This is a genomic window from Streptosporangium brasiliense, assembly GCF_030811595.1.
Classification (GTDB): Bacteria; Actinomycetota; Actinomycetes; order Streptosporangiales; family Streptosporangiaceae; genus Streptosporangium; species Streptosporangium brasiliense.
In genome coordinates, this window is record NZ_JAUSRB010000002.1 from 3,248,330 (window position 1) to 3,264,943 (window position 16,614).

The 16,614-nt window shown below is 72.0% G+C and carries 12 protein-coding genes; 9 read left to right on the forward strand and 3 right to left on the reverse strand.

Annotated elements, in window-relative coordinates; translation table 11 throughout:
- Positions 1 to 52: 52 nt before the first annotated feature.
- From J2S55_RS23590 to ilvC, 5 genes are all read left to right on the forward strand, one after another.
- Positions 53 to 961 (forward strand): 2-hydroxyacid dehydrogenase, encoded by a 909-nt coding sequence (locus tag J2S55_RS23590; RefSeq protein ID WP_306864910.1) that lies wholly within the window; start codon positions 53 to 55, stop codon positions 959 to 961.
- A gap of 262 nt (positions 962 to 1,223) precedes the next feature.
- Entirely contained in the window at positions 1,224 to 3,884 is a 2,661-nt protein-coding gene (locus tag J2S55_RS23595) for a putative bifunctional diguanylate cyclase/phosphodiesterase (RefSeq protein WP_370879794.1), read from the forward strand.
- A gap of 356 nt (positions 3,885 to 4,240) precedes the next feature.
- Positions 4,241 to 6,016, forward strand: coding sequence for an acetolactate synthase large subunit (locus J2S55_RS23600; protein ID WP_306864914.1), 1,776 nt, complete (start codon positions 4,241 to 4,243; stop codon positions 6,014 to 6,016).
- 82 nt (positions 6,017 to 6,098) lie between these two features.
- A complete protein-coding gene (gene ilvN, locus J2S55_RS23605; RefSeq protein WP_306864917.1) occupies positions 6,099 to 6,623 on the forward strand; it encodes an acetolactate synthase small subunit in 525 nt (174 codons plus the stop codon).
- Between the two features lie 35 nt (positions 6,624 to 6,658).
- Complete coding sequence (ilvC, locus tag J2S55_RS23610; RefSeq protein WP_306875543.1) at positions 6,659 to 7,639, forward strand: ketol-acid reductoisomerase; 981 nt, start codon at positions 6,659 to 6,661, stop codon at positions 7,637 to 7,639.
- 135 nt (positions 7,640 to 7,774) lie between these two features.
- Here the strand turns inward: ilvC and J2S55_RS23615 are convergent, their stop codons facing one another.
- Positions 7,775 to 8,641, reverse strand: a complete 867-nt coding sequence (locus tag J2S55_RS23615; protein ID WP_306864921.1) for a CAP domain-containing protein — start codon at positions 8,639 to 8,641, stop codon at positions 7,775 to 7,777.
- A gap of 201 nt (positions 8,642 to 8,842) precedes the next feature.
- A complete protein-coding gene (dacB, locus tag J2S55_RS23620) occupies positions 8,843 to 10,393 on the reverse strand; it encodes a D-alanyl-D-alanine carboxypeptidase/D-alanyl-D-alanine endopeptidase (RefSeq protein ID WP_306864924.1) in 1,551 nt (516 codons plus the stop codon).
- A gap of 123 nt (positions 10,394 to 10,516) precedes the next feature.
- Between dacB and J2S55_RS23625 the strand changes: the two genes are divergently transcribed.
- A complete protein-coding gene (locus tag J2S55_RS23625; RefSeq protein WP_306864928.1) occupies positions 10,517 to 11,860 on the forward strand; it encodes an MFS transporter in 1,344 nt (447 codons plus the stop codon).
- Here the strand turns inward: J2S55_RS23625 and J2S55_RS23630 are convergent.
- Positions 11,841 to 12,386: an FHA domain-containing protein gene (locus J2S55_RS23630; RefSeq protein ID WP_306864930.1), complete on the reverse strand. Its 546-nt coding sequence runs from the start codon at positions 12,384 to 12,386 to the stop codon at positions 11,841 to 11,843. The genes J2S55_RS23625 and J2S55_RS23630 overlap by 20 nt on opposite strands.
- A gap of 97 nt (positions 12,387 to 12,483) precedes the next feature.
- Between J2S55_RS23630 and J2S55_RS23635 the strand changes: the two genes are divergently transcribed.
- From J2S55_RS23635 to J2S55_RS23645, 3 genes are all read left to right on the forward strand, one after another.
- Positions 12,484 to 13,011 carry a PadR family transcriptional regulator gene (locus J2S55_RS23635; protein ID WP_306864932.1) on the forward strand — a complete coding sequence of 176 codons (528 nt, stop codon included), beginning with the start codon at positions 12,484 to 12,486 and terminating at the stop codon, positions 13,009 to 13,011.
- Positions 13,008 to 13,715, forward strand: coding sequence for an ABC transporter ATP-binding protein (locus tag J2S55_RS23640; protein ID WP_306864935.1), 708 nt, complete (start codon positions 13,008 to 13,010; stop codon positions 13,713 to 13,715). The genes J2S55_RS23635 and J2S55_RS23640 overlap by 4 nt, the downstream gene beginning before the upstream one ends.
- Positions 13,716 to 13,776: 61 nt before the next feature.
- Positions 13,777 to 16,386: an FtsX-like permease family protein gene (locus J2S55_RS23645; protein WP_306864938.1), complete on the forward strand. Its 2,610-nt coding sequence runs from the start codon at positions 13,777 to 13,779 to the stop codon at positions 16,384 to 16,386.
- Positions 16,387 to 16,614: the final 228 nt, after the last annotated feature.

The following is a 16,614-nucleotide window of genomic DNA, read 5'->3' on the forward strand; positions in this document are numbered from 1 at the left end:
TACCGCTGTGTACGGCGGGAGGTTCCAGGACTTTCCCTTGGATAATGCAGCCATGAAGATCTGGGTGCCCTCCGAAGCCGCCGCCGACGTCCTGAGCGATCTACCCGATGTGGAGTGCGTCGTCTACGACGGCACCGGGCCGGTCCCCGACGGGGCCGAGGAGGTGGAGGTCTGGATCCCGCCGCTGCTGACGGTGGCGCGGGTGCCGGAGCTGCTCGGCCGGATGTCCCGGCTGCGTCTGCTGCAGACCGTCACGGCGGGGGTGGACGCCTACCGGCCGCACCTGCCGGAGGGCACGGTGCTGTGCAACGCGCGGGGCGTGCACGACGCCGGGACGGCGGAGTGGGCGGTGGGAGCCATGATCGCCGTGCTGCGGGAGTTCCCCGGCTTCGCCGCCGCCCAGCGGGAGGGCGAGTGGACCTACCGCCACACCGGTGTGCTGGCCGACTCCACGGTGCTGATCGTCGGCTACGGCTCGATCGGCGAGGCGCTGGAGCGGCGGCTGGACGGTTTCGAGGTGGACGTCATCCGGGTGGCGAGGACCGCGCGGGGGCAGGTGCACGGCCAGGACGAGCTGCCGGAGCTGCTGCCCCGGGCGGACGTGGTGGTGCTGCTGGTCCCCTCCACCCCCGCGACCGCCGGGCTGGTGGACGCGGACTTCCTGGCGGCGATGAAGGACGGCGCCGTGCTGGTGAACGCGGCCAGGGGCGGGGTGGTGGACACCGGCGCGCTCGTCACCGAGCTGGAGAAGGGCCGGATCATGGCCGCGCTCGACGTCACCGATCCCGAGCCGCTGCCCCCGGGGCATCCGCTGTGGACGGCGCCGGGGGTGTTCATCACCCCGCACGTCGCGGGCAGCACCCCGGCGTCCGGGCGGCGCCTGCTGAGGCTCCTCCGCTCCCAGCTCCTGCGCTATCTGGCGGGCGAACCGCTCAAAAACCTGATTACCGGCTCATACTGACTGTGATCTGTAACGTTATTGACCCGTTCCCACCAGGTGTTTACTGACCGCTGTCCGTACCGACCGGGAAAGGAATCCGGACCGTGGCTGCCCCGTGACCTCCGGTGCGTACGGTGATTAACTGCGATCCTGATCGCTCGCATGGTTATCAGATCGGTGACGACTGCGGCGTTGTCACCACCCGTACCGGCCGGAGAGCACACACTGGCCGTGTGCCGTCGCGGAAGCGAGACGAACCGACACTGATGGGCAGACGACATTGATCCGCTGGCGTGACCCCCGGGTAGCGCTGACCGCCGCCGCCGCGACCGGCGCGGCGGGGCTCGTTGCCGCCCTTCTCAGTGGTGCTCCGGCCGTGATCGTCGGCGCGGTGGCGGGTGTCGTCGCCGCCGCGATCGCCGCCGTCTCGCTGTCCGTCGCGGTCGTACGGGGCGCCGACCGGCGCAGGGCGCCGGCCTGGCGCTGGCTGGCCGGTGGCTCGGTCACCTGGCTGGTCGGGATCGGGGTGCGGCCGCTCGCGGACGGCACACCCTTCGTCGTGACCTTCGCCGACCTGGTGGTCCTCGTCGGCACGGCGATGCTCACCGTCGGCACCGGTCTGTCGGCCACCCGGCCGTCGCACGGGCGGGCGCTGCTGCGCGACCTCGCCGACTCCTACATGTGCGCCGCCTCGCTCTTCGTGATCGGCTGGGTCCTCCTGCTGGGCCCGGCCTACCGCCACGCCGACGACGCGGGCACCTTCGCGGTCACCGTCGCCCCGCCGCTGGTGTGCCTGATCCTCGCCTGTGCCGTGGGCCCGGTGGTGGTGCCGGTCCGGCGCTCGGCCTGGCCGATGGGCCTGGCGGCGCTGGCCGTGCTGGGGGCCATCACGGCGGCCGAGACGGTCACCGCGCTGGCCCGGGTGGGCGACGCCCCGTCGCCGCTCGGGGTGTGGCCGGCGCCGGCGGCCTTCCTGCTGCTCGCGGCGGTCCCGTGGAGCCGGCGCACGGCACGCGCCATGGACCCCGACAACGACCGGCGGCCGTCTGTCGGCCCCGCCGCCTCCTCGCTGATCGCGGCCCTGCCGCTGATCCTCGTCGCGCTGGCCACCGTGGTCGTGCTCCTGCGCGTGCTCGGTGGCCGGGTGCAGGGGCCGGTCGTGGTCCTGGCCGTCGTGGCGGCGTCGATCGTCGGCGTCCTGGTGGTGCGCATGTTCGTGGTGCTGCTGGAGACGGGCCGGATGCGGCGCCTGGTGGACCTCGGCGAGCGGCAGCTCCAGGACCTGGCCGAGAGCACCGGCGACGTGGTCCTGCTGTGCGACTACGACGGCGTGGTGCGGGAGATCGGCGAGGGCGTCGAGATCACCTACGGCTATCGCCCGGAGGAGCTGGTCGGCCGGACGGTCTTCGACTACATCCACCCCGAGGACGCGCCCGGCATCCAGGTGGCGCTGCGCGCGATGAGCCTGGACGAGGAGCCGGTCGAGGCGCCGGGCACCTGCATGATCGCCTGCCGGGTCCGGGCCGCCGACGGCACCTGGCGGCCCACCGAGTCGGTCGCCACCCGGCACGTGCGCGGCGAGGACCTGCTGCTGGTCACCACCCGTGACGTCAGCGACCAGGAGGCGCTGCGCAACCAGGTCGCCCACCTGACCTTCCACGACGGCGTCACCGGCCTGCCGAACCGGGCCTACTTCGAGGAGCGCACCCGCGAGGTGCTGGTCCGTCCCGGCGCGAGCAGCGCCGTCGTGGTGTTCCTGGACCTGGACGGCTTCACGGCGGTCAACGACTCGGTCGGCCACGCCAGCGGCGACTACCTGCTCGGTCAGGCCGCCCGCAGGCTCCGCGCCGCCGTACGGGCCGACGACACCCTGGCCCGCTGGGGCGGCGACGAGTTCGCGGTGCTGCTGGAGGCCGCGGTGGACGCCCAGACGGCGGTGGACCTGGCCGAGCGGCTGGTCCGCACGGTCTCCTCCGAACCGTTCCGGGTCGCCGACCGCGACGTGGCGCTGACCGCGAGCGTCGGGGTGGCCTTCGCCGACGACGACGTGTCCTCGGCCGACCTGATCCGCAACGCCGACGTGGCGATGGCCAGGGCCAAGGACCTCGGCGGGCGCCGGGTCGAGGTGTTCGCCGCGCACATGCACGCCGATGTGGTGCGCCGCCTGGAGCTCGCCGCCGACCTGCAGCGGGCGCTGCTGGAGAACCAGTTCGCCATCGAGTACCAGCCGGTGGTGGACCTGGCCACCTCGCGCGTCACCGCCGTCGAGGCGCTGGTGCGCTGGTGGCGGGGGAGCGCGTTCGTGCCGCCCGAGCAGTTCCTCGGCCCGGCCGAGGACACCGGCCTGATCGTCCCGCTGAGCGAGTGGATCCTGCGTGAGGCCTGCCGGGAGGTGGCCGCCTGGCGCGCGTCCTCCTGGGACATCGGGCTGTCGCTCAACCTGTCGGCCCGGCAGATCATGGCGCCGCGCTTCGTGGAGACCGTCGAGTCGGCGCTCGCCGAGAGCGGCCTGCCGCCCAGCGCGCTGACCCTTGAGGTCATCGAGGAGATGCTGGTCGAAGACGCCGAGGAGACCATCACCCGGCTGTCGGAGCTGCGCCGGCTCGGGGTACGGCTGGCCATCGACGACTTCGGCACCGGCTACGCCTCACTGGCGTTCCTGAGGCAGCTCCCGGTGGACATGATCAAGATCGATCCGTCGTTCGTGTCCGGGCTCGGCCGCGACGAGACGCTGACGCTGCTGACCCGCACGATCGTACGGCTCGGCCACGATCTGGGGCTGATCGTGGTCGCCGAGGGCATCGAGCGCCCCGAGCAGCTGGAGCTGCTGCGCGAGATGGGCTGCACCCGGGGGCAGGGCTTCCTGGTGGCGCGGCCGATGGCCGCCCGCGGGGTCGACTCGCTCATGCGCACCAGCCTGTCCAGCCTGCACAGCGGCGTCTGACCGGCCAGGGCCGTCCCACGTGGCCCGGCCGGCTGGTTTCGCGCGGCGCCGGGCTGTTCCCGCGTGGCGTCCGGCCGCGTGACACGGCCGGTGACGGGTGTGTCCTTGCTCACCCTCCCGGGCTGTCCCGCCACTGCGGAGCCCGGCGAGGAGGGCGTCCGCCCCGTGTCCGCCATCTCGGACTTTGAGACTCCTGTCCCATGAATTTGACGCAGACACACTCTGTCGGCCATGGTGGAGCCATGCATCACAGTGGGATTCTCGTAGTACTTCGCCGGCGCGCAGGCCGATAGCGAAGCACTTCGACCTGCGCGCCGCCCCAGCTCCGCCGTTCCAGGTGGAATGGGGCATTTTTTATGCCGCCAAACTTGCTGAGCCATACAAGGAACGAGCCGATGACCGAACAGATGACAGGAGCCCAGGCCCTCGTCAGAGCGCTGGAGCACGTCGGGGTCGACACCGTGTTCGGGATCCCGGGCGGCGCGATTCTCCCCGCCTACGATCCCCTTTACGACTCGGCCAAGGTCCGGCACGTGCTCGTCCGGCACGAGCAGGGGGCCGGCCACGCGGCGCAGGGCTACGCGCAGGCCACCGGCAGGGTCGGGGTCTGCATGGCCACCAGCGGTCCGGGCGCGACCAACCTGGTCACCCCGATCGCCGACGCCTACATGGACTCGGTCCCGATCGTCGCGATCACCGGCCAGGTGCCCAGTAACGCCATCGGCACCGACGCGTTCCAGGAAGCCGACATCTCCGGCATCACCATGCCGATCACCAAGCACAACTTCCTGGTCACCGACCCGGCCGACATCGCCAGGACCATCGCCGAGGCGTTCCACATCGCCGCGACGGGGCGCCCGGGACCGGTGCTGGTCGACATCTCCAAGGACGCGCTCACCTCCAAGACGGTCTTCCAGTGGCCGCCGGTGATGCAGCTGCCGGGCTACCGCCCGGTGACCCGGCCGCACTCCAAGCAGATCCGGGAGGCGGCCAAGCTGATCGCCGACGCCAGGCGGCCCGTGCTCTACGTCGGCGGCGGCGTCCACAAGGCGCGGGCGGCGGCGGAGCTGATGGAGTTCGCCGAGCTGACCGGCATCCCCGTGGTCACCACGCTCATGGCGCGCGGCACCTTCCCCGACAGCCACCGCCAGCACCTGGGCATGCCGGGCATGCACGGCTCGGTGCCGGCGGTCGGGGCGCTGCAGCGCTCCGACCTGATCATCGGGCTCGGCGTCCGCTTCGACGACCGCGTCACCGGTGAGCTGTCCACCTTCGCCCCGCACGCCAAGATCGTGCACGCCGACATCGACCCGGCGGAGATCTCCAAGAACCGGCACGCGGACGTCCCGATCGTGGGCGACTGCAAGGAGGTCCTCTCCGAGCTGATCACCGCGGTGCGCAACGAGGACCGCAAGGGCGACTACAGCGAGTGGTGGACCCAGCTCGACGCCTACCGGGAGACCTACCCGCTGGGTTATGACGAGTTCGAGGACGGCTCCCTGGCCCCGCAGTACGTCATGGAGCGGCTGAGCGCGATCGTCGGGCCGGACGCCATCTACACCGCGGGCGTCGGCCAGCACCAGATGTGGGCCGCCCAGTTCATCGGCTACGAGAACCCGGGCACCTTCATCAACTCCGGCGGCGCCGGCACGATGGGCTTCTCGCTCCCGGCGGCGATGGGTGCCAAAATGGGCAGCCCCGACACCACGGTCTGGGCCATCGACGGCGACGGCTGCTTCCAGATGACCAACCAGGAGCTGGCCACCTGCACCATCGAGGGCGTGCCGATCAAGGTCGCGATCATCAACAACGGCAACCTCGGCATGGTCCGGCAGTGGCAGACGCTGTTCTACAACCAGCGCTACTCCAACACCGACCTGCAGACGGTCCGCCGGATCCCCGACTTCGTGAAGCTGGCCGAGGCCTACGGCTGCGTCGGCCTGCGGTGCGAGCGGCCGGAGGACGTGGACGCGACCATCAAGAAGGCGATGGAGATCAACGACGTGCCCGTCGTGGTCGACTTCGTGGTCCACCAGGACGCCATGGTCTGGCCGATGGTGGCGGCCGGGACCAGCAACGACGACATCAAGTTCGCGCGCGACATGGCGCCGGTCTGGGACAGCGAGGACTAGCGGTGAGTGATCGAAGCGGACCGGCAGACGGGCGCGGCTGCCCGGCGGACGCGCGGGCGGGCCGTCAGGCGAGGAGGAAGGCATGAGCAGGCACACGCTCTCCGTGCTGGTGGAGAACAAGCCCGGCGTGCTCGCGCGCGTCGCGTCGCTGTTCAGCCGCCGGGGGTTCAACATCGACTCGCTGGCGGTCGGGCCGACCGAGCACGAGGACATCTCGCGGATGACCATCGTGGTCAACGTCGAGGACCTGCCGTTGGAGCAGGTCACCAAGCAGCTCAACAAGCTGATCAACGTGCTGAAGATCGTGGAGCTCGACCCGGCGCAGGCCGTGCAGCGCGAGCTCACGCTGATCAAGGTGCGGGCCGACTCCGAGACCCGCTCCAGCGTGCTGGAACTGGTCAACCTCTTCCGCGCGCGGTGTGTTGACGTCGCCCCTGACGCGGTGACCATAGAGGTCACCGGCACGCCGGACAAGCTGCAGGCCTTCATCAAGCTCCTGGAGCCGTTCGGCATCAAGGAGCTCGTCCAGTCGGGCATGGTGGCCATCGGCCGCGGCGCCCGTTCCATAACCGACCGTTCGCTCCGGGCCCTGGACCGGACCGCGTAAGCAGAGAAACCTGAAAGGTTAAGCAAGTGACTGAGATCTTCTACGACGACCAGGCCGACCTGTCGATCATCCAGGGTAGGCACGTGGCCGTCCTGGGGTACGGCAGCCAGGGCCACGCCCACGCCCTGTCCCTGCGCGACTCCGGCGTCGACGTCCGGGTCGGCCTGCCGGAGGGCTCCAAGAGCCGGGAGAAGGCCGAGGCCGACGGCCTGCGGGTGGTCACCCCGTCGGAGGCCGTCGAAGAGGCCGACCTGACCATGATCCTGGCGCCGGACCACATCCAGCGGCACCTCTACGCCGAGCACGTGGCCCCGAACCTCGTCGAGGGCGACGCCCTCTTCTTCGGCCACGGCCTCAACATCCGCTACGGCCTCATCGAGGCCCCCGAGGGCGTCGACGTCGCGATGGTCGCCCCCAAGGGCCCCGGCCACCTCGTCCGCCGCCAGTACACCGCGGGCCGCGGCGTGCCGTGTCTCGTCGCGGTGGAGAAGGACGCCAGCGGCAGCGCCTGGGACCTCGCGCTGTCCTACGCCAAGGGCATCGGCGGCACCCGCGCCGGCGCGCTGAAGACGACCTTCACCGAGGAGACCGAGACCGACCTGTTCGGTGAGCAGGCCGTCCTCTGCGGTGGCGTGTCCGAGCTGATCAAGGCCGGTTTCGAGACCCTGATCGAGGCCGGCTACCAGCCCGAGGTCGCCTACTTCGAGTGCCTCCACGAGATGAAGCTGATCGTCGACCTGATGTACGAGGGCGGCATCCACAAGATGTACTGGTCGGTCTCCGACACCGCCGAGTACGGCGGCTACTCCCGTGGCCCGCGCGTCGTGACGCCGGAGACCAAGAAGGAGATGCAGCGCATCCTCGCCGAGATCCAGTCCGGCGAGTTCGCCAAGGAGCTGGTGGACGAGTTCGACGGCGGCCAGAAGAAGTTCACCGCCTACCGCGACGAGCTGGCCCAGCACCCGATCGAGAAGACCGGCGCCAAGCTCCGCCCGATGATGAGCTGGCTCAAGTAGCACCGGGCCGCCGGCGGCCCGTGGGTGAACGGGCCCGCCCGTACGGCGACGCCCCCGTGACGGTCATCCGTCACGGGGGCGTCGCCGTTCCTGTCGCTGTCGCTGTCGCTGTCGTCTCCGGCGGGGGCCGGGGCCCTACTTGGCGGCGAAGACCTGGGTCCAGTAGATCTGGCCCTTGGCGTTCTTGGCCGCGCCGACACCGATGAGGGTGTACTTGCAGTTCATGATGTTGGCCTTGTGGCCCGAGCTGTTCATCCAGGAGCCGACCACGGCGGCCGGGGTCGGCTGGCCCATGGCGATGTTCTCCGCCCAGCCCGACCCGCCGGTGAAGCCGGCCCCTCGGATGCGGTCCATGAAGCTGCGGCCGTCCTTGGAGGTGTGGCTGAAGTAGCCCTGCTCCGCCATGTCGGCCGAGTGGCCGTAGGCGGCCTTGCGGAGCTGCGCGTCGTGCTTGAGCGGCTGGCAGCCGCCCTTCGCCCGCTCGGCGTTGGTCAGCCGCACGACCTCGTTCTCCTCGGCCGTCCCCACGGTGCCGGCCGGCGGGGGAGTCGTGGGGGTGGGGGTCGCCGAAGGCTTGGGCGAGGAGGTCGCCGTGGGGGTGGGGGTGGCGGTGGGGGACGGCGTGCCCGTGGGGGAGCAGGACAGCCGGGCGGCCTTGGAGGTGCCCGAGTGGCCGCGGTAGTCGGTGGCGACCGCGTAGTAGACGCCGGGGGCGCACGGCAGTGCGACGGTGACCCGCCCGTTGCCGCCCCTGCGGGAGGCGCTTCTGACGACCGGGTCGGGGCCGGCCTCGGCGCGCTTGACACGGATGCGGACCAGTGCGGTGTCGCCGCAGCCGAGCCGCGCGGCCGACGCCTGGATCTTCCCGGCGGCAGTGACGTAGGGAGCGGCCGCGTACACGCGGCATGCGGTCTGCGACGCCGTCGCGGCGTGGGCCGTGACCGGCGTGCTGAGTGCCGCCAGGCTCCCGAGGCACGCGAGTACCCCTAGCGGTCTGCGCATATCGGTTCCTCCAGTGGGGTGGACGCTGGATGGCTCCGCATTCTGTCGGTGACACATCCCCCTTGTCACTAAATTCCGGATATTAATTGTGAGTTCCAGGTAAACCGGAGTGGCATGAGAAGCGTCTGGGACCGTTCCCACCTACCGCCTCCCCGCCTCCCCGCCTCCCCGCCGCCGCGCGGCGGGGAGGCGGCCGGCGGCTCAGCAGCCGACGGGCTTGAGCCAGGAGCACTCGACGTCGGCCGACTCCTGCGGAGCCTGGCGGAGCTGGACGCTCGCCACGTCGGCCGGGGCGGTCCGGCTGAACTGGGCGAGGCGGATGGCGATCTTGTCCTCGATGTCCTTGGGGGAGCCGGACAGGAACTGGTTGAGCATGACGGAGAAGACCAGGGGCTCGTTGTCCGCGCTGGTCACGTAGCCGGACAGGGACGTGACACCGGTCAGCGAACCGGTCTTGGCGTGGACGTTGCCGGCGGCCGGCGTGCCGCGCATCCGGCTCCGGAGCGTGCCGCCGACCATCCGGTCGGGGTCACCGGCGATCGGCAGCGAGCCGTACCAGGTGGAGAACCAGGGCTTGGCGCGCAGCGCGATCAGCAGGCCGGTGACGCCGCCGGGGGTGAGACCGTCCACCCGGGACAGGCCGGAGCCGTCCCGCAAGCGCAGCGTCGGCATGCCGTTGGCCCGGGCGAAGGAGGTGATGGCGGCGAGCCCGGCGCTCCAGGTGCCGACCCCGGAGACCTTGCGGCCGATGGCCTTGGTCAGGATCTCGGCGTGCATGTTGTTGCTGAGCTTCATGAACGGCACGAGCAGCTCGCTGAGCGGCATCGACTCGTGCGAGACCACGGTGGCGGCTCCCTGCGGGGCCGCCTCGCGGGCGGTGGATCCCAGCACCCGCACGCCGTGCTTGGCCAGTGCCTTGCGGAAGAGCGAGGCGGCGTATCCGGTGGGGTCGTCGACGGCGACCCACTCGTCGTACTTCTCCGCGACGGTCCCGGTGATCACCACGGTGTTGGTGCTGTGCTGCCGCTCGACCAGCACGTCGGTCTCGGTCCCGGTCGTCGCCCGGTTGTCGATCTTCAGGTAGTCGGTCTCGGGGGTGGTGGAGACCTTGGCGGGCCCGCCCGCGGCGTCCCCGGGGGCGACCGAGACGATGACGCTCCCGGCGTCGTAGTCGGTGTTCGGCGAGGCGGTCAGCGCGGAGATCTGCGCCGCGTAGTAGTACGGCTCGTCGTCCCAGGCCCAGTCGGTGCCGAGCCGTACCGAGTCGAACCAGGTGTCGTCGGCGACCAGCTTGCCGGTGACCACCTTGATCCCCGAGGCGGCGACGCGGGCGGCCAGCGCGTCGTAGTCGGCGGCCAGGAGGGTCGGATCGCCGGTGCCCCGGAGGTAGAGGTTCCCGGCGAGGGCCGAGCCGGCCCGGCGGCCGCTGGACAGCACGCTCGTGGTGAAGCGGTAGTCCAGGCCGAGGGTCTCGACCGCGGCGGCCGAGGTCACCAGCTTGGCGTTGGAGGCGGGGGTGAGGATCTTGCCCGAGTCCAGGGCGTAGAGCTCCTCGCCGGAGGCGGCGCTCTTGACCACCACTCCCGCCCGTGCGGGGGTCAGCCGGGCGTCGCTGAGGATCTGGTCGATGTCCTTGACCAGATCGGTGACGCCGGAGGCGGGTTCGAGCGCGCTCGCCGGGGCCGAGGCCCAGGCGAGACTGGCGAGAAGGAGGGCGGAGACAGAGATTGTGGTCCGTCGTGAGGGGCGCACGGTTTCTCCCGGGGCCTAAGGGGGTTTGCGGAGATCATCGGGAATCGCGGGCTGGGTGACAATACGGAAATATTCGTATCTTCCGGACTGCCGAGCGGTCGCTTGCTGCGATTGAATGTGGCCATGGTCACATCGGAGCCCGCTCCCGCCGTCGTCACCGTGTCGCGCGGGGTCCGCATCGGCTACGGCATCGGCTCAGTCTCCACCGCGACGTTCTCCACGGTCCCGGGATTGCTGCTGTTGTTCTACATGACCAACGTGCTGGCGGTCCCCGCGTGGCTGGCCGGCATCGTGGTCTTCCTCCCCAAGGTGTGGGACATGCTCATCAATCCCTGGGTGGGCCAGCGCTCCGACCGGACGGCCTCCCGGATGGGCGCGCGCCGCCCGTGGATGCTCCTGGGCGCGCTCACCCTGCCCGTGGCGTTCGCGCTGACGTTCGCCGGCCCGCCGCTCACCGGCACTCCGGCCGCGCTGTACGTCGCCGTCTGCTACTTCCTCACCGCGACGGCCTACGCCTTCTACGAGGTGCCCTACAAGGCGATGGCCGCCGAGATGACCGACGACTACCACGAGCGTTCGGCGCTGCTGCAGTGGAAGATGGTCTTCGTCGGCCTGGCGATCCTGCTGTCCGGGGCCGTCGCGCCGGCGATCGCCGGCACCGAGGCCGCCGGCTACCGGCTCATGGGCCTGGTCGTCGGGGCGGTGCTGCTGGTCTCCATGCTCACCTCCTTCGCGGGCACGGCCCGCGCGCCGATGGTCGCCAGGGTGGAGGCGGAGGCGTCCATCCGCGCCCAGTTCGCGGCGGCCCGCTCCAGCCGGCCGTTCATGGTGCTGCTCGGCCTGAGCTGCGCCCAGATGTTCGCCGCGGGCACCCTGCTGGCAGGCGCGCCGTACCTGGCCACCTACGTCCTGGGCGACCCCGGGGCGACCACCACGCTCTTCCTGTGTGTCGTCGGGCCGCTGCTGGTCACGATGCCGGCGTGGGTCCGGTTGTCCAGGCGCTACGACAAGCGCGGGGCGATGATCCTCGCGGCGGCGCTGTTCACGGCGGGCACGGTCGGGCTGGCGTTCGCCGGGGAGCTCGGGCCGGTCTACGCGCACGTGTGCGTGCTCGTCGTGGGCGTCGGCTACGCGGGGCTCCAACTGCTGCAGTTCTCCATGCTGTCGGACGTGATCGCCCATGGCGCGCTGGCCACCGGCAAGCGCCGCGCCGGGGTGTTCACCGGCCTCTGGACGGCCTGCGAGACCGTGGTCTTCGCGCTCGGCGCGCTGGTGCTCGGCTGGCTGCTCGGCGCGGCCGGGTTCGTGGAGTCCGACCCCGGCACGCCGGTGGCGCAGCCCGAGGCGGCGGTCATGGCCGCGCTGTACGGTGGCACGCTGCTGCCCGCGCTCGCGGCCGGGGTCAGCGTCCTGCTGACGGCGCGCTACTCCCTCACCGCGGAGACGCTCAGATCAGCTGGGGTGTGATCACCAGGAACATGCAGTCGCCGAAGGAGAGGACGTCTCCCGGGCGGACCTTCGCCGGCCCGACCAGGCGCCAGTCGTTCAGCCGGGTGCCGTTGAGCGAGCCGAGGTCGACGACGATCCAGCCGTCGTCGTCGCGGCGGAGCTCGGCGTGCACCCGCGAGACGGTCAGGTCGGCCAGGACCAGGTCGCAGGCCGAGCCGCGGCCGACCACGTAGCGGGTGCGGCTGTCGCCGGGCAGCGCGAGCCGGGGCAGCCGGGGACGCCGCCAGGCCGACTCCACGCGCTTGGTGAAGTCGGAGGCCGAGGAGACGATCTCGGTCACCATGCGGCGGAACCGGCCCCGCTGTGGCAGGTCGGCCACCAGGCTGTCGAGCTCCCCCTGGCTGCGCGCGCGCAGTGCCATGTCGACACGGCCGAGGAAGGTCTCGTGCGAGAGGTGGCCCTCGACGGCGCGGTCGCGGAGCTCGTTGATCGCACGGTCGCGGTCCCCATCGGACGCGCGGGACGGGGGCGTCGGCGAGCTCATCTCCCGAGTATCAGCCCCAGGAGCGGAGCCTGTCCAGAATATGCGGATCTCTTGCCTCGCTTGCCGTGACCATACTGAGTATGCATACTCAGTATGCATGGCGATCCGACAAGGGCTGCTCGCCCTGCTGAGCCAGGGGCCCCGCTACGGCTACCAGTTGCGTGCCGAGTTCGAGGCGTCCACAGGGGCGACCTGGCCGCTCAACATCGGCCAGGTCTATACGACGCTCTCGCGCATGGAACGCGACGGTCTGGTGACCCCTGGCGAGCAGGACGACCAGGGCCGGGTCGTCTACACGATCACCGAGGCCGGTCGGACCGAGATGGAGCGATGGTTCAGCACCCCCGTCGCCCAGGCCGACCGGCCCCGGGACGAGCTGGTCATCAAGCTCGCGATGGCGGTCACCGCCGCCGCCGACGTGCGGCCCGTCATCCAGGCCCAGCGCGGCGCCACCATGCGCACGCTGCAGGAGCTCACCCGCGCCAAGCGCGCGAGCGCCGAGGGAGCCGCGCAGCGGCTGGTGCTCGACTCGATGATCTTCCAGGCCGAGGCCGAGCAGCGCTGGCTCGACCACTGCGAGGCCGTGCTCACGGCCTCCCCCCAGACGCAGGAGAAGCAGAGATGAGTTTCGACCCGGTCGTACGGCTCGCGGGCGTCAGCCGCGTGCACGGTGACGGACCGCAGGCCGTGACGGCGCTGCGAGACGTCAGCCTGGACGTCGCCGCCGGAGAGCTGGTGGCGGTGATGGGGCCCTCCGGCTCCGGCAAGTCCACCCTGCTCAACCTCGCCGGCGGGCTCGACCTGCCTACCTCGGGCGAGGTGACCGTCGAGGGCACCCCGCTGTCGCGCCTGCCGGCCAAGGAGCTCGCCCGGCTCCGCCGCAGGCACGTCGGCTACGTCTTTCAAGACCTCAACCTGATCCCGTCACTGACCGCTGTGGAGAACGTCATGCTCCCGCGCGAGCTGGACGGCATCAGGGCCGGGCAGGCCCGCCGCGAGGCGACGGAGGCACTCGCCGAGGTCGGTCTCGCCGACGTCGCCGACCGCTTCCCCGACGAGCTGTCCGGCGGTCAGCGCCAGCGGGTCGCCATCGCCCGCGCCCTGGTCGGCGAGCGCCGGCTGATCCTGGCCGACGAGCCCACCGGCGCGCTGGACACCCCGACCGGCGACGACATCCTCCAACTCCTGCGCACCCGCTGCGACGCGGGAGCCACCGCGCTGCTCGTCACCCACGAACCGCGCTACGCCGCCTGGGCCGACCGGGTGGTCTTCCTGCGCGACGGCGAGATCACCGACTCCACCGCCGTCCCTCTGGAGAGCGCCCGATGAGCGAGCGGACGGACGCGCGGGACACAGCGGCGACCCGCGGTCCGTGGGACGGGAGGACGGCATGAGCGCCCTCCTCGCCGCGCTGCGGATCTCCCGCAGGGACGCCCTGCGGGCCAGGGGCCGCACCGCCCTGATCATCACGATGATCGCCCTGCCGGTCCTCGTCATCACCGGACTGCTGACCTTCGCCGAGACCGCGGACCTCACCCCGCGGGAGCGCCTCACGGCGAATATCGGGGCGGCCGACGCCCGTCTCCGGACGACGGAGGGACGCGGCAGGCTGGAGCAGGATCCTTCGGGCTGGTGCTGCCCGACCGCGAGGGGGCCCGTCTCCACGAGGCCGTGGACGCAGGCCGAGCTGGCCGGGCTGCTCGGCCCCGGAGCCCGGCTCCTGCCCGCGAACGAGGGCAGCGTCGACTTCCGCGCCCCGGACGGGCACGACCGCGTGAGCGCGCGCGAGCTGGATCTGCGAGACCCCCTGACGGCGGGCATGTATCGCCTGGTGGAGGGCCGCCTGCCGACCTCGGTCCAGGAGGTCGCGGTGACCCCCGCGATGCTGGAGCGGGGGGCCCGTCTCGGCGCGCCGCTGTCCGTCCTGCGGGAGGAGAAGGCGGTGCGGGTCGTCGGAGTGGTCGAGCACCCGCACCAGACCAGGAGCAGGGAGATCGTGGGGCTGCCCGGCAGCCTGCTCCTCGACAGGAGGGACGGCTACGGCAACGGCTGGCTGGCCGACACCGCGGGACCGGTCACGTGGGCCGGTGTCAAGCGGCTGAACGCCGTCGGGCTGCTGGTGCAGTCACGTGCCGTCATCGAGGATCCGCCGGCCGGGATCCAGTTCGACGGACCCTCGCGCGACGTGGACCGGACGGTGGCGATCGGCCTCGCCGGGACCATGATCGTGCTGGAGGTGGTGCTGCTCGCCGGTCCCGCCTTCGCGGTCGGGCTCCGCAGACGCCGCCGCGAACTCGCGCTCGTCGCCGCGCAGGGGGGCTCACCGGGACACCTGCGCATGATCGTCCTTGCCGACGGCGTCGTCCTCGGCGGCGGCGCCGCGGTGCTCGGCACGGCCCTCGGCGTCGGCCTGGCGTCACTGTCGGCCGTGCTGGAGGCGGGCCGGCTGATCGGCGGGGTCGGCCCCCTGGAGATCCCTTGGACGCCCGTCGTGGCCGTCGCGCTCCTCGGCGCGGCCAGCGGGACCGCCGCCGCCGTGGTGCCCGCCGTACAGGCGGCCCGGCAGGACGTGGCGGCGGTGCTCGGCGGGCGCCGGAGCCGGGCGCGCGACCGGGTGGGCCGCCCGGTGCTGGGCCTGCTCCTGATCGCTGCCGGGATCGCGGCCACCGTGTCCGCCATCAGGTTCAGCGCGGTCTGGGTCCTCGCCGCCGCCGTCCTCACCCAGTTCGGACTGGTCGCGCTGGCGCCCAGGCTGGTCAGGGAGGCCGCGCGGGCGGCCGCCCGGCTCCCGCTCCCGTTCCGGCTGGCTGCCCGCGACGCCTCCCGCCATCGCGGCCGCACCGCCTCCGCCGTCGCGGCGGTCATGACCGCCGCGGCCGCGGTCACCGCGCTGGGGACCGCCTTCAACAGCGACTACGCCAAGTATCGCGACGCCTTCCAGGTCACTCGCCCCGTCGGGACCACAGCCGTCTACGGCAGGGGCTTCGACGACGCCCGATGGGACAAGCTGAAGGCCGTCGTCGAGCGGAGGCTGCCGGGGGTGCGGCCGATCGAGGCGGCCGAGGCGTACAACGCCGAAGGGAACGCGTTCGGCCTGGCCGTTCGGTCCGGCGATGAGAAGGGGAGGCACTTCTCCTACGACATGGACGGACTGCCGATCGGGGACGGGCGGCTGCTGGCCCTCGTCCAGGGCAGGCGGGACCCGGCGGCGGCGGCCGCCTTCGCCTCGGGGAAGGCGGTGGTGTTCGATCCGAGTCTGGTGCGGGAGGGACGACTGCCCCTGGAGGTGTCGTCGTTCGGCAGGGTGTCCGGGCTGTCCGGCGGCGACCTCTCGGTCCCCGCGGTCGTGGCCACGGCCGCCGACCCCCGGCATGCCGTCGCGGTGCTGCCTCTCGCGGCCGTCCAGGCCACCGGGCTGGAGACGCGGCCCCGCATCCTGTACATCGACCCCGCCTCCTACCGGCCCACCCGCCAGCAGGAGCTCGACCTGGAGTGGGAGCTCAACGGGGTGGCCCCGGGGACCGACGTTCACGTCCAGACCGGGTTCGAGCAGGAGATCATCCCGCAGCTGTGGCTGCTCCTGGGGGCGGCGCTCGTCCTGGTGCTGGGCGGCACGTTCGTCGCCACCGGGCTCGCGGCGGCCGACATGCGGCCCGACCTGGCGACGATGGCCGCCGTCGGAGCCCCGCCGGGGACGCGCCGGCTGGTCGTCGCCGGGCAGGCCGGATTCATCGCGGGGCTCGGCGTGCTGATCGGCACGGTGGCCGGTTCGGTCACGGGGATCGCCGGGGCGTGGTCCCTGACGGCCGAGTGGGGCTACTCCACGGTCGTCACAACGGATCTCGGCCGGCAGACCCTGACGCTCCCCTCGACGCCGCCGACGATCGAGATCCCCTGGCTCTTCCTGGCGGCGATCGTGGTCGGCCTGCCGGTGCTGGCCGCCCTCGTGGCGGGGCTCTCCGCCCGGACCGGGGTGACGCTGGCCCGCCGCACCGGATAGCGCCCGGCGCCGGAGCGGACGGCTGGCGGGGGCGTTCACCCGGACGAGGATGACGCCGGCCCGCCGTACCGGATAGCGGCGGCGCAAGGCCGCCGGTGGCCGCGGCCGGCCGGACCCGGGCGGGTCCGTCCGGCCGGCGCCGCGGCGGAGGTGGTCCCCGTCGGGGGTGGCGGGCTGTCCGCACGGCCGTTCCCGACACACCGTCGTGGGACGGCCGTCCCCGCGCGG

Coding starts and splice junctions, on each gene's coding strand:
- J2S55_RS23590 (WP_306864910.1), top strand. CDS start 53: ATGAAGATCTGGGTGCCCTCCGAAGCCGCCGCCGACGTCCTGAGCGAT.
- J2S55_RS23645 (WP_306864938.1), top strand. CDS start 13,777: ATGAGCGCCCTCCTCGCCGCGCTGCGGATCTCCCGCAGGGACGCCCTG.
- ilvN (WP_306864917.1), top strand. CDS start 6,099: ATGAGCAGGCACACGCTCTCCGTGCTGGTGGAGAACAAGCCCGGCGTG.
- J2S55_RS23635 (WP_306864932.1), top strand. CDS start 12,484: ATGGCGATCCGACAAGGGCTGCTCGCCCTGCTGAGCCAGGGGCCCCGC.
- J2S55_RS23640 (WP_306864935.1), top strand. CDS start 13,008: ATGAGTTTCGACCCGGTCGTACGGCTCGCGGGCGTCAGCCGCGTGCAC.
- J2S55_RS23625 (WP_306864928.1), top strand. CDS start 10,517: ATGGTCACATCGGAGCCCGCTCCCGCCGTCGTCACCGTGTCGCGCGGG.
- J2S55_RS23600 (WP_306864914.1), top strand. CDS start 4,241: ATGCCGCCAAACTTGCTGAGCCATACAAGGAACGAGCCGATGACCGAA.
- J2S55_RS23615 (WP_306864921.1), bottom strand. CDS start 8,641: ATGCGCAGACCGCTAGGGGTACTCGCGTGCCTCGGGAGCCTGGCGGCA.
- J2S55_RS23630 (WP_306864930.1), bottom strand. CDS start 12,386: ATGAGCTCGCCGACGCCCCCGTCCCGCGCGTCCGATGGGGACCGCGAC.